The following is a 12,729-nucleotide window of genomic DNA, read 5'->3' on the forward strand; positions in this document are numbered from 1 at the left end:
TGAAAAAATGAAGAAAAGCCTCTTTTTTATTTTGATTTTGGGTATGTTGGTTACAGGCGTGATCGCTTCGACGCTTGAAAATTTGTCTTTTTCTGCAACCCAGGGTCTTTTTCAAGCCAAACTAGTTTTTGATTCGTTTCCTTCTTATTCGTTAAAAGGCGTGCTCGGGAATTCACCGGTTTTTACTTTCGATGGAACCGTTTCGACTAATGTCCAACGCGATATAGAGTGGGGACCCGCAAAAGCCACTATTTCTTCTACTTCAAATCAAACACTCGTTAAATTCGATTTCCCGTTTGTTGTGAGCGCGTTTGCCGGCGAAAAAATTGAAAAAACTGGTGTTCACTCTATTATCGTGAGTTTTGTAACGCTGGGAATTTCTCAAAAGCTCGCCATAAGCGGCGCTGCGACGAAGATATCGATAGATTTTTCAGGCAAAAAAGGCTCCACACTTGATCTTGCCATAAAATATCTGGCCAGACTTCTGGGAAGAAATTTGATAATAGATCCTCAAGTTGCCAATCAAAGCGTAAACGTTACTCTAAGCAAGGTTACACCCGCTGAGGCGTTTTACGACATTTTGATATCTTTACCGGGGATAGGCTACGCTATACTACCAGATGGTACCTATTACATAGCGCCGATAGATAAGTTAGTTGAGAACGTTGGAAAACTTGGCGTGGGAACTTACAACAACATAGTGAGCTTTTACGATCTTTCAACGACGAATGTTTCTTCAAAGATGTTTACCTCACTTGTTACGAATCTTTTTGGAAGTAACAGAGTTATTGGATACATAGGATCGTACGCTATAGTTAAGGCTACCGCAGAACAACAAAAGACCATAGAAAGTTTAATGAATTTTCTGAAAGAAGGAATGAACTTTTCAACCGTTGAATGGACAAACCAAAAAGCGGAACCGGATCTTCAAAAATTGATAACTACTATGTATCCCACAGTTAAATTTATGTACCTTCCGGCTTTTTCAACTATAGTTATGACTGGGAACAAAACGGATTTAGAAAGGGCAAAGAACGTTGTGGAAAAGTACGAACAGATTTTATCTGAAAGTGGCCCAAAAGTTTCCGTAACGTTTAACGTGCCTAATTCAAACGTACCCGCATTTCTACAGTATTCAAAAGCGATCACGGCGATTACAGCGTACGGCACGCCTTCATCCAACTCTTCGAATAGCGTTTACATCGTAACCGGACCACAAAAACAGGTGGAGGCTTTTGAAAGAAGCGTTAAGCTCATTGCCAGCACGCTCACCAAAGTAGAAACGCAGCCGCTGCATTTTAATTTCGCCACGTGGACGGATAAGGATTCGGTTAAAGACCTTATAGGTATGATTGAGATAATGCATCCAAGCGTGAAAGCCGTTTACTTTCCCTCTTTCGGCCAGATTCTTTTTTACGGTCGAAATGAAAAAGAAGTGGATGAATGTGTGAATTTCGTTAAAAATAGAAGACCACTTCAAACCGTAAGCGTGAAGAAAAGCACGATAACGGTAAATATCTCTTCTAAAAATCTTTCGACGGTCAACGCTTTGTTGAGAAACGAATTTCCCACCCTTTTTGGAACCGGTACTCAGGTTGGAACCTCTGAAAGCGTGTCTTACGTTGTGAGTGGTCCAAGTACCGACGTGGAAAAATTCGTTAATTCTTTAAAAAGTTCTCATCTAATATTTGGAAAGACTCCATCGCAAAAGCTAACGAATAAAAGCGAAACTCTCTTTTTGAAAGAGGTTCCCTGGTCAGATGGAAATAGCGCAAACGATATGCTGGAATTGTTGAAAATAAAATATCAAAATTTGAATGCGAAGTATTTTAAATCTCTTAAGGAATTCGCGATTTACGGCTTGAATTCCAAAGACATAAACAGCGCGTCTGAATTCATTCTTTCCCATTCAAAGAAAAGCGGCAACGTTAAGGGAAAAATGGTAAATGAAACGAAATTCGTTAAAATTGCAAGTTCGGATTACGAAACCGTGAAAGGTGTAATCAAATCCAGAGCTCTCACTTTTTTCGGGCCAAGCGCTCCTTCAACGACTTCAACTGTTGTGTTAATTGGTATATCAGGCCCAGCTTCAAACGTTAACAACACCATTGAACTTTTAAAAACAGCTGGATTGGTTATTTCTAACAAATCAAATAAACTTTACACGGTTACGGCTTCCTCTTCTCCTGCCCAAATAGTTGACATTAGGAATGGCATGTTGAGTTGTGATGTGAAAGATTACCCACTTTCCACACTCATAGAAAGAGTTTACAATGGTTTTGGCAAGAACGTGATATTTGCAGTTAACGCTTTACCAAACGTAAGCTTAAAGCTTTCAAATATTTCATTGCAGCAATTCGAAAGCGCCGTTGAAAGCGCGTACAAACTCACTTTTACAGGTACGAGTGTCGTGATCGTGGGAAGTAGTTCGGCTGGGATAACGAGAGTATACATGTCAAGCGATGACGTTAACGCCGTAAAGAATATGGCATCATTCGTGGGTGGGAAAGTTTTTGTAGACGAAAAAAGAGGTATGATTGTCGTCAGCGATCTCACGCCAAGTGCAGCGAAAGAATTGGACTCCATGGTAAAGCCTTTGCTATCTGCAAGAAAAGATGTTGAAATAGAAGCGAAGATAATGGATGTTAGTGGAAGCAAAAACACACAAGCTAATTTCAAGAGTACCTTTATGACTCCTCAGCTCATATTCGATAACGGCTTGACGCTTCATCTCAAAGTTCTTGACCTTTCGAACCTTCCAAAATTCTTGACGAGTTTTTCCGATCAAATGGTCTCATCCAATGCCACTGTAACGGGAGATTTTTCCAAATCCACCGGTAGTGCTTCCATACTTTCCGCGCCTGTTGTGACAACCCAAAGCGGAGAACCCGCCAACATACTCATAGGTTCAAAGTATCCTTACGTCGTAACTACCTCCGTGAATGGTCAACAACAGCAACAATTGAAATTTTTGGATACCGGTATACAATTGAACATTACACCTGTCATTTTACCCGATAAGAAGATACTTTTGACCGTAACGATTGAAGTGAGCGATGCGGATTGGGGACACGCGGTGAATGGGATACCCGCCGTTAATACGAGAAGCGCTTCCATGAAAGTTGTCGTTTCAGACGGGCAAACCTTGATGATAGGTGGGCTTGTGAAACATTCAAGATCGGAAAATGTGACGAAGATTCCATTTCTTGGAGACTTGCCTTTCATAGGACAATTCTTCAGAACCACGTCGTTTCAGGATACATCTTCCAATTTAGACATATTCATAACCGCCAAAGTGGAGGGATGATCGTGGAAAGGAAACCTGTTGCCGCGGGAAGCTTTTATCCGGACGATCCAGAGGAATTGAGAGATTACATAAGAGAACTTTTCCTTTCCAAAAGAGGGCCGGGAGCTTTGCCTGATCCGGACGGATTTGAAAAAAATGTCGGGCTTATCGTTCCCCATGCGGGTTATGTGTATTCCGGTTCTGTCGCAGCGCATGCCTACATGAAAGCTTCGAAGTACGGTAAGCCAGATCTGGTAGTCGTGCTTGGACCAAACCATAGCGGTTTGGGGAAACCTATTTCCGTTTGGCCAATGGGTGAATGGATCACCCCTTTGGGAAAGGTACGCGTTGATGAAGAAGCCGCTCATTCGCTTGTAAACGAGTTCAAGATGGCTGCTTTAGATTACGATGCCCACGTCTTGGAACATTCCATAGAAGTACAAACTCCTTTTCTTCAATTCACACTTGGAACTGGTTTTCAGCTTCTTCCCATCTGTTTAGGTGATCAGAGGAAAGAAAGTATGATTAAACTTTCAAACGCTTTAAGTGAAGTTTTGAAGAACAGAAGATTTTGGGTTGTGGCATCTACCGATTTAAATCATTACGAGAATCATGAAGAAACTCTTATCAAAGATAAAATGGTTATGGATGCGATCTCCAGAAGAAACGTTGAACTACTTTACGAGGTTATAACAAAAAATGAGATAACCATGTGTGGTTATGGAGCCGTAGCCACTTTGCTGAATCTTAAAGTGGGTAAGGTTGAAATTTTAACTCATTCAACTAGTGGAGAAGTTAGTGGAGATTACGAAAACGAAGTGGGTTACATGGCGGCGTGCGTGTGTTAAAAGCGGACTTTTTAAGTGAAATTGCGGACACCTTTTTTCCAAGAAAATGCCCTTTGTGTGGCAAAGCTTTGGAAAAAGGTGAAGCGATATGCAAAGAGTGTGCAAGAAAAATAGGAGCTGTCCCTTACGTAAAAGAAGAAAGCAAAAAATGGTTTTTCGATGCGATGTTCTTTAGAGCACCATACGATGGTGTGATGGGAGAAATCGTGAAGGTTTACAAATTCTCTGCTCGGTGGAGTTTGTCCACTTTTCTTGCAGACAAATTAGTTGAGATTTTAGATACTTTTGCTCCGCCAGAAAACTCAGTTTTAACCTACGTTCCCCCGACTTTTAAATCCCTTAAAGAAAAGGGTTTTGATCACATGAAAACGATAGCCAAAAAGGTATCCCTTAAAAGTGGCATACCGTTTCGCACTTTGTTAGAAGTGAAAAGGCAAAGAAAATACCAGGTTGGGCTCTCAAAAGAGAAGAGAAAAGAAATCGTTTTTGGAAAGTATGGCGTTTTAAAAGATGAACTCTACAAAACTTCAGGAAATATAGTGCTCATAGATGACGTTTTTACGACGGGAGCAACTTTAAACGAGTGTGCCAGAGTACTTAAAATAAGTGGAGCCTCCAGTGTTTGGGTCTATGTACTTGCGAAAGTCTAAAAAGGGAAATTAAATGACTATCAAATCGAAAAGCACTTTAATGTTAAGTGTACTCGTAACAATATGGGGAGCAACTTTTCCATTTGAAAAGATGGTTCTCGCACATCTTTCTCCTTTTACGCTTAATTTTTACAGATTTCTTCTGGCAGATTTGTTCATACTTTTTTTATTCTTTCCGAAGATAAAAAGTGATTTGAAATTCGTGTGGAAAGAAGGAACGCTTCTTGGCACTTTTATTTCGGTGGCGTACATTCTTCAAACTTGGGGATTAACCTACACAACTTCATCAAAGAGCGGTTTTATCACGGCACTTTACATAGTGCTCATTCCGTTTTTTTCTCTTGCTATAGAAAAGACTCGGTTGAATTTTTCAGTTTTTTTCTCCTTGGGAATGGCGACTTTGGGAATATATCTTTCTGAGATGAATGGCAATACTTTTCGACTAAATACAGGAGATCTTATGACAATTGGTTGTGCAATTGCATTTGCCATTCATGTGGTTCTTACCACAGGAATCACGCGAAAATTGGAAGAAAAGTACATAGCTCTTACTTTCTTCCAAATGGGTTTTATCACTTTGGCAAACCTTCCATTTTACATTGTCAATTTTTCAGGAGATTCATGGCATCTAAACGATGTGACGTTGATCCTCTTTATATCTTTTTTTGCAAGTTTTTTAGCGTTGATCATGCAGATGAAGTATCAAAAGAACGTTGATACCGTTCCATCGGCTTTTATCTACGCTGGAGAACCGATTTCGGCGGCGATCTTTTCATATTTGCTTTTAAAAGATCATTTTTCAAAAGTCCAAATAGTGGGCTTTTCGCTGATAATAATCTCTGCCATCTTGACACATTTAAAAGCCGAAAAAGATTGAAGGTAACGTTTATTTTCACGTTACCTTCAATTTGACTTAGATGCTTGTTTGTCTTTTTTTATTCAGCTGCTCCCACATCTCTCAAATTCTTCTTGTATCGTTCTTTCCAACGTAGATATACTTATTTCTTCGTGTTCTTTAAGTAAATAAAATGCGGCCTTTATTATAACCAATCTGGGATACTTGGAAAGAAGGGTTCTCACTGGATCAGATTTGTAAACCATTGTTTCCAATCACCTCACTTTTTCCTGCGCATCCCATCTTGACATAGACGGCTAATTAGTTTATAATCTAAACGTCTTTGGGCTCATAGCTCAGTTGGTAGAGCTCCCGGCTCATAACCGGGCGGCCGGTGGTTCGAGTCCACCTGAGCCCACCAGGAACTTAATAGAGGGTGGCGGTGATGAACACCGCCTTTTTGCTATTTTTTATATTACCACTTTTTAACTAAAGTGTCAAGTTTTTACAAAAAAGTGAATTCATCTTCCACATCTTTGAACAAGATAATGTATGAAAAAGATGATGAAGAATGTGTGTAAAAGGATTGTAAGAGATAAAGGGTGATCGAAATGGAAAAATATGATGTAGCGGTTGTTGGAGCGGGCCATGCGGGAGTAGAGGCTGCGCTGGCAACAGCGCGTCAGGGACTGAAAACGATACTTTTCGGTATAAATTTGGACACGCTGGCATGGACGCCCTGCAATCCAGCAATTGGAGGACCAGCGAAAGGACAAATCGCCCGCGAAGTTGATGCTTTAGGCGGTGAAATGGCGCGTATAACGGACAGTTCTATGATAAACGTAAGAATATTAAACACTTCTAAGGGACCCGCTGTTCGTGCTTTACGTGCGCAAGTAGACAAGTACGAATACTCTCTTACAGCAAAAAAAATTGTGCTGGAGCAGGAGAATTTGACACTTCGGCAGGGTACAGTTGCTAAGATCTTAGTTAAGAACGGAAAGGTGGTTGGAGTTGAAACTGCCATTGGCATAAAATACGAGTGTAGGGCCGTTATATTGACAACAGGCACTTTTCTTGGTGGAAAAATATTTATAGGTCCAAAGTCAATTCCGGCTGGAAGAATGGGGGAGCCTCCCGCTGAGGGACTTACCGAAAATCTTATTTCTTTTGGAATAAGGATGTCAAGATTTAAAACTGGTACTCCACCAAGAATTCTAAAATCTTCTATAGATTTTTCTGTCCTTGAAAGACAAGACACCTGGGATGAACCGTTGGCCTTTTCTTACAGAGACAAGCCCGTTGTTTTACCGAAAGATTATCCTTGTTATATAACAAGGACGAATCCCAAGACTCACGATATAATAAGAGAAAATCTGAAGTTCTCTCCCATGTACGGAGAAATCAAGCTAATCCACTCGGTAGGGCCAAGGTACTGTCCTTCAATAGAAGACAAAGTCGTAAAATTTCCTGATAGAGATTCACACCAACTTTTCGTCGAGCCGGAAGGCAAAAACACGTTGGAATATTATTTAAATGGCTTTAGCACGTCTTTACCTTACGACGCGCAAGTTGAAATGCTTCATACTTTAAAGGGATTAGAACACGCGAAAATCGTTAGGCCAGCTTACGCTGTGGAATACGATTTTGCGGATCCAACTCAATTGTTTCCAACACTTGAATCAAAAGTAATTGAGAATCTTTATTTTGCTGGACAAATTAACGGGACAAGTGGTTATGAAGAAGCGGCAGGTCAAGGAATTATGGCTGGCATAAATGCAGGACTAAAGCTACGTGGAGAAGAGCAAATAGTGTTAAAGAGGTATGAAGCTTATATTGGTGTGTTGATAGATGATATAACTTCTAAGGGTGTGGATGAACCGTATAGGATGCTAACTTCACGCGCGGAATACAGATTGTTGTTAAGAGATGATAATGCCCATTTGAGGCTTACAAAGTACGGCTATCGAGTTGGGATGATTAACAAGGATTTTTACGAAAGAACTCTGCGCATTGAGCAAGAAGTCAAAAGATCTTTGGAACGACTTGAAAAAATTCGCATGAAAGTTCCGCAAGAACTGAAGAAAAAGTTGAAGACGGATAAGAACGTTTCACTTCTTACAATGCTTCGTGCTCCGAACGTAACGTACTCAGATGTGAAAAAATACGATTCGGATGCCCTTGAAGATTTTGAGGTGATAAAGGAATTGGAAATAGAAGCGAAGTACGGCGGTTACATCCAAAAGGAATTGGAAAGCGTTAAAAAACTTCAGAAACTCGAAAGAGTAAAAATACCAGATAACTTTGATTACATGAAAGTGGTGGGCCTTTCAACTGAATCAAGGCAAAAGCTGATGAAAAATAGGCCAAAAGATTTGGGAGAGGCTTCAAAAATTCAGGGTGTAACTCCAACTGATTTGCTACTTTTAGAGGTGCATCTAAAGGGGGGAAATTAAAAACGTCTAAAGTATTGATAATAGGTCACAAAAATCCAGACACGGATAGTATTTGTAGCGCAATAGGTTATGAAGATTTTCTCAACCATTTTGAAAAAGGCAAGTACGCTGCTGCCAGGTGTGGAGAGATAAATCCAGAAACCGAGTACGCGCTTTCCTATTTTGGAATAGAAGCTCCTTTGTTTGTAGAGGATGTTGAGGCAAGGGTCTCTGATATGAAATTACCACCAGTGGTTAGTGCTTTGGAAGACGTTCCAACTGTAAACATCGTTTCCTTAATGGATGAATACGATGTGAAGAACGTTCCAATAGTAGACAAAGTAGGGACGCTTAAGGGACTCGTAAGTGAAAGGGGATTGGCCAAGGCGTACGTGCGGAGATTGAAAATAGAACCTTTGCGTGTTGCGCCGATAGAGCTCGAGATTTTGGCAAAAATTTTAAAAGCCAAGCTATTTGTGAAAGCCCATGAAAAATTGAATGGAAAGGTCTATACGGTCGTTGACGCTCTGCACGTGGCGCTTTCAAAGTTATCGCACGAAGATGTGGCGGTTGTTGGAGACAATGAACCGGCACAGCTCGCGTTGATAGGCCATGGAATAGCAGCCCTCATAGTTGCAGACGGCGCTCCGGTTGGAGAAAGGGTAATACATGAGGCGAAGCAGCATAACACTTCTCTGCTTGCCACTTCACTTGATGCGTTTGGCGTGGGAAAGATGATAAATCTTTCACTTCCAGCAAAGATGATAATGACAAGCGATGTTCCCAAACTCAACATGGAAGACACGATAAGCTATGCAAAGGAGCTGGTGTATTCGTCAAAGTTCAGGAGTGCTTGCGTCGTCGACGAAAAAAATAAACTTTTAGGTGTGGTTACAAGGACGACTCTCATGGAAGAAGTGCATAAATCCGTGATACTTTTAGATCACAACGAATTTTCTCAAGCCGTTGATGGAATTGAGGAGGCTGAAATATTGGAAATAATAGACCATCACCGCCTTGGAACCATTAACACGCTCCGTCCCGTTAAGTTTTTGAACGATCCGGTTGGCTCTACTTCTACGATAATATCCAAAAAATTCGTTGATTCTAACATAAAACCTTCCCGGAAGATCGCTGGAGCTCTTTTAAGTGGTATATTGTCCGACACTTTGGTCTTAAAACTATCGACGACTACGGATATCGATGTTAAGATGGCTAAGCATTTGGCAGATATCGCTGAGGTTGATGTTGACAATTACGGAATGAATCTTATAAACGCTGGTATGAACTTAGAAGGACTTTCCCTTGAAGAAATACTAAGCCGTGACGTTAAAAGATACGTTCTTTTTGGGAAAAACATCATGATTTCTCAAGTTATGGTTCCATCGTTTGAATACGATAGAAAAAGATCTCAAGAGATACGAAATGAAATAAAAAAGATCAGAAAGAACGCGGGATTGGATTGCTTTTTTGTCCTATTTACGAACGTCTTCGAAAATGGTAGCGATCTTTTCGTAGATGGGGATCAAGCTTGTCTTAACTCAGTGGTTTCTAGTACTCAACCCGTAACTTTAAAAAATGTCATGTCGAGGAAAAAAGACTTTCTTCCAAAAATAGGTCAAATTCTCAGAAATATGGGAACAAGGTGATCAGCAGGGAGTGTAAATGAATGAAAAGAAATATCGCGTTAAAATTTGTATTGTATTGGTTAGCGATTCCGATAGTGAGCATAACTATTGTTGATATTTACACTTCATTTCATCCTCATTATTGGTGGGGGTGGTTTCTCGTTTTATTTGGGCTATTTTGGAGTGGATTGGCAACTTCTTATTTGGTGATTGTTGGATTGGGTTTGCCATTTTTTGGAAAAAACTCTCCAAAGCTTTTGGTTACATGTGGACCTTATTCCATGTCACGCCATCCAATATATTTTGGTTACTTTGTTTACACTTTGGGATTGTCAATATCTTTTAACTTGTTGTCCCTTCCACTGATCTTATGGGAATTCATAATTTTATTCTTGATAATAATTTTTGAAGAGAAAAAACTGAAGGGTAAATTTCAAGAATTTGAGAAATACAAGAGTATGACTCCATTTTTCTTTCCAATAAAAAAATGGAGTGTTGATGAGGCAAAAGATCCTCCATTTTTATTCGTATTCCTTTACATGATAGGAAAGTTTTTAATAAAATTCTTCTACGATGTTAGAGCTTATGGTAAAGAAAATGTTCCCACTCCACCTTTTCTTGTAGTGTCAAACCACAATTGCTATTTCGATCCATTTTTCATCATGGATGCGATGAACGTGTACATGAAGGCTCCCTTAAGCTGGGCACATTACGATCGTATGAAATGGCTCATAGACAAAGTTGGAATGTTTCCAATTAAACGTTACACAGCAGATTCTTCTGCAGTTATGAAAATGTTGAGAGCCTTGAGAAAAGGTGGCGTGGTTGGAATTTTTGTGGAAAATGAAAGAAGTTGGGATGGAAGGCCATTAAAAGTAAAAAATGGCGTGGATAGGCTGGTTGAAAGTCTAAAGGTACCTGTCTTGCCCGTTAGAATAGAGAGGGCGCATTTGATGTGGCCAAGATGGGCATCTAAATTTCAAAAGGGAAACGTGGATGTTTTTATAGGAAAAGCTGTGAATTTCAGGGAGTACAAGAAGGCTTTCGATTTTATTTTAAAAGATACCGTTCCACCTTCCATAGCTTACAAAGATTATCGTGGAATAGAGAGCTACCTTTGGAGCTGTCCGGAATGTGGCAGCATTTCATCTTTGAAATCATCCAAAAAAGGGTTTTCATGTGAAAAATGTGGTAAAACGTGGATAAAACCAACTGTTAAACAGGTAAGAGAATTGCACGATTCAATTTATCCTTCAAATACTTCAAAACTTCCAGTCGAAGATGAAGCATCCGTAAATGGTAAAGAAGTTAAAATCATTTTGGATAAGGATTCTGTAAAACTTGGAAGCAACGTGTTGCCCCTTTCGGAAATAAAAGCGTTTTTGGTTGAGTCAAGACATGAATTTTATGTTTACGCAGACAGATTGTACGAAGTTCATCCCAATAAAACTTCGCCGTTGATGTGGAAAGAATGGGTTGATTTTTTGAAAAAAGACGATCCTTCGTATTGGTCTTACAGGTGAACATGAAAAAAAATAAGGTGGTTGTACAAAATACAACCACCTTTATTGTTTATTTTGACAAGTACTTCAACATTGAGTATTCGTTATGCTACGAGAGCTCAATCTTTAAGTAGTTTCTTTTTAAATGGTCCAACCCAGAGCGTTTCTACTATAACCGCAGTCAAAACTACTATAACGGTAACGCTCAATATGGTTTCGCCCCAGCTTACGAGCTGTGAATTGTGATAGAGCCTTCCAAGACTAAGTGGTAAGCTCGCAAGAGCGGCCGGCACAACACCTCTAGGGCCTTCAAAGGAGATAAAGAGGTATTCTCTCCATGACCATTTTTTCAACGGTAGAAGCGTTGTTCCGGCGAGTGGCCTCGCGACGAAAATAACTACGCCCGCTATGATAAGTCCAAGGACGAGATTCGCCCCTATGATTTTTAAATCCAAACTCGCACCCAGCAGCAAGAAAATGAAAACCGTTGAGAGGTTTGAAAGTATTTCGTTAAATTTGACTTCAAAATCCAGAGCTTGCTGAACACTTTTAGATTCACCAAATCTCTTGAAGAAAATTTTGTGGTTGCCAAGCACTATTCCAATGGTAGTTGCCACAAGGTATCCAGAAGCCTGGAAGTATTCCCCAATGAAAAATCCTCCAAATGCCAATGAAAGCGCATAAATAACAGGCGTTCTTTCCAATTTTAACCATCTTATGAGCCAATAGCCAAGTATTCCAAGCCCTATTCCAATTGCTATTGACACGCCAACTTCGTAAAGAAAGAAAAGGACGGCTGCGGGGTAAAGACCCGTGAATTTCGCAAAAGATTCCAAGAAGCGAGCGCTTTGTGCGTTTGGAAGAAGGAATGCGATTGCCAAAGTTGTCAAAACTATACCGAGAGGATCGTTGAAAATGGACTCTGTAACTATTACTGTTTTTATATCTTCGTTAACTTTGTGCTGTTTGAAAAGTGGGATCAATGTTGCTGGGTCTGTAGCGGATATGATGGCGCCGAATAAAAAGCCAACGATGAATGGAACATGAAATAACCAGGAAAAAGCGAAAGCGGCTATTACGGCCGTTATGAGTAGGCCAACGGTATCGAGCATGCCTATAGTAGCCATGTGCTTTTTTAACAATGGCCACTTCAAATCATGACCTTCGGTGAAGAGGATGATCACCAATCCAAAAACACGCACGTAATCAAAGATGTAATGAGCCATCTCTCTGTTTATTGTGCCCAAAATTGGGCCAAATATCATTCCGACAACTATCAATATTGGGATGTATGAAATGTGCATCCTTTCACCAAACAGGTACGAGATCATTCCGAGAAACATGACTATTGCCAAAGTGTAAGATAACACGTCAACATTGATCATCACGTATCACTCCTTCATGTTGTGAAATGCACCGAAATCATATTACGCTTTTTTCTATAAGCTTTTTTTAACATTTAAATTTTTTTCGATAAGTTTCTTTTAACATTTTTGGCAAGTGGAAGCAATTCTAAAAAGAAGGGAAAATCAAAGAAAAACGAAG

Annotated in this window: 9 protein-coding genes and 1 tRNA gene; 8 read left to right on the top strand and 2 right to left on the bottom strand. The window is 40.0% G+C overall.

Features of this window, described 5'->3' with window-relative positions:
- Positions 1–7: 7 nt before the first annotated feature.
- The 4 genes from ACXJIN_RS01560 to ACXJIN_RS01575 are packed head-to-tail and all read left to right on the top strand — an operon-like array spanning position 8 to position 5,661.
- Positions 8–3,307: a type II secretion system protein GspD gene (locus tag ACXJIN_RS01560; protein WP_456398948.1), complete on the top strand. Its 3,300-nt coding sequence runs from the start codon at positions 8–10 to the stop codon at positions 3,305–3,307.
- Positions 3,304–4,134: an AmmeMemoRadiSam system protein B gene (gene amrB / locus ACXJIN_RS01565; RefSeq protein ID WP_456398950.1), complete on the top strand. Its 831-nt coding sequence runs from the start codon at positions 3,304–3,306 to the stop codon at positions 4,132–4,134. The genes ACXJIN_RS01560 and amrB overlap by 4 nt, the downstream gene beginning before the upstream one ends.
- Positions 4,128–4,784 carry a ComF family protein gene (locus tag ACXJIN_RS01570; RefSeq protein WP_456398952.1) on the top strand — a complete coding sequence of 219 codons (657 nt, stop codon included), beginning with the start codon at positions 4,128–4,130 and terminating at the stop codon, positions 4,782–4,784. Before amrB ends, ACXJIN_RS01570 begins: the two co-directional genes overlap by 7 nt.
- Positions 4,785–4,797: 13 nt before the next feature.
- A complete protein-coding gene (locus ACXJIN_RS01575) occupies positions 4,798–5,661 on the top strand; it encodes a DMT family transporter (RefSeq protein ID WP_456398954.1) in 864 nt (287 codons plus the stop codon).
- A gap of 62 nt (positions 5,662–5,723) precedes the next feature.
- Here ACXJIN_RS01575 and ACXJIN_RS01580 read toward each other — a convergent pair whose 3' ends face one another.
- Positions 5,724–5,885, bottom strand: a complete 162-nt coding sequence (locus tag ACXJIN_RS01580; protein ID WP_456398956.1) for a hypothetical protein — start codon at positions 5,883–5,885, stop codon at positions 5,724–5,726.
- Between the two features lie 79 nt (positions 5,886–5,964).
- Here ACXJIN_RS01580 and ACXJIN_RS01585 point away from each other — a divergent pair.
- The 4 genes from ACXJIN_RS01585 to ACXJIN_RS01600 all read left to right on the top strand — a co-directional run bounded on the left by ACXJIN_RS01585 (position 5,965) and on the right by ACXJIN_RS01600 (position 11,205).
- Positions 5,965–6,040, top strand: a tRNA-Ile gene (locus ACXJIN_RS01585).
- 190 nt (positions 6,041–6,230) lie between these two features.
- On the top strand, positions 6,231–8,075 hold the full coding sequence (gene mnmG, locus ACXJIN_RS01590) for a tRNA uridine-5-carboxymethylaminomethyl(34) synthesis enzyme MnmG (protein WP_456398957.1): 1,845 nt from the start codon (positions 6,231–6,233) through the stop codon (positions 8,073–8,075).
- Positions 8,076–8,089: 14 nt separating this feature from the next.
- Complete coding sequence (locus tag ACXJIN_RS01595) at positions 8,090–9,703, top strand: putative manganese-dependent inorganic diphosphatase (protein WP_456398959.1); 1,614 nt, start codon at positions 8,090–8,092, stop codon at positions 9,701–9,703.
- Between the two features lie 20 nt (positions 9,704–9,723).
- The gene (locus ACXJIN_RS01600) at positions 9,724–11,205 is read left to right on the top strand and encodes a 1-acyl-sn-glycerol-3-phosphate acyltransferase (RefSeq protein ID WP_456398960.1); all 1,482 of its coding nucleotides are present in this window, start codon (positions 9,724–9,726) and stop codon (positions 11,203–11,205) included.
- A gap of 98 nt (positions 11,206–11,303) precedes the next feature.
- Here the strand turns inward: ACXJIN_RS01600 and ACXJIN_RS01605 are convergent, their stop codons facing one another.
- The gene (locus ACXJIN_RS01605) at positions 11,304–12,569 is read right to left on the bottom strand and encodes a cation:proton antiporter (RefSeq protein WP_456398962.1); all 1,266 of its coding nucleotides are present in this window, start codon (positions 12,567–12,569) and stop codon (positions 11,304–11,306) included.
- Between the last annotated feature and the right edge of the window lie 160 nt (positions 12,570–12,729).

It is taken from the genome of Mesoaciditoga sp. (assembly GCF_054006115.1).

What these genes read in the sequence shown, in the direction of transcription:
- ACXJIN_RS01600 (WP_456398960.1), top strand. Translation starts at nt 9,724, where the DNA reads ATGAAAAGAAATATCGCGTTAAAATTTGTATTGTATTGGTTAGCGATT.
- ACXJIN_RS01605 (WP_456398962.1), bottom strand. Translation starts at nt 12,569, where the DNA reads ATGATCAATGTTGACGTGTTATCTTACACTTTGGCAATAGTCATGTTT.
- amrB (WP_456398950.1), top strand. Translation starts at nt 3,304, where the DNA reads ATGATCGTGGAAAGGAAACCTGTTGCCGCGGGAAGCTTTTATCCGGAC.
- mnmG (WP_456398957.1), top strand. Translation starts at nt 6,231, where the DNA reads ATGGAAAAATATGATGTAGCGGTTGTTGGAGCGGGCCATGCGGGAGTA.
- ACXJIN_RS01575 (WP_456398954.1), top strand. Translation starts at nt 4,798, where the DNA reads ATGACTATCAAATCGAAAAGCACTTTAATGTTAAGTGTACTCGTAACA.
- ACXJIN_RS01560 (WP_456398948.1), top strand. Translation starts at nt 8, where the DNA reads ATGAAGAAAAGCCTCTTTTTTATTTTGATTTTGGGTATGTTGGTTACA.
- ACXJIN_RS01580 (WP_456398956.1), bottom strand. Translation starts at nt 5,885, where the DNA reads ATGGTTTACAAATCTGATCCAGTGAGAACCCTTCTTTCCAAGTATCCC.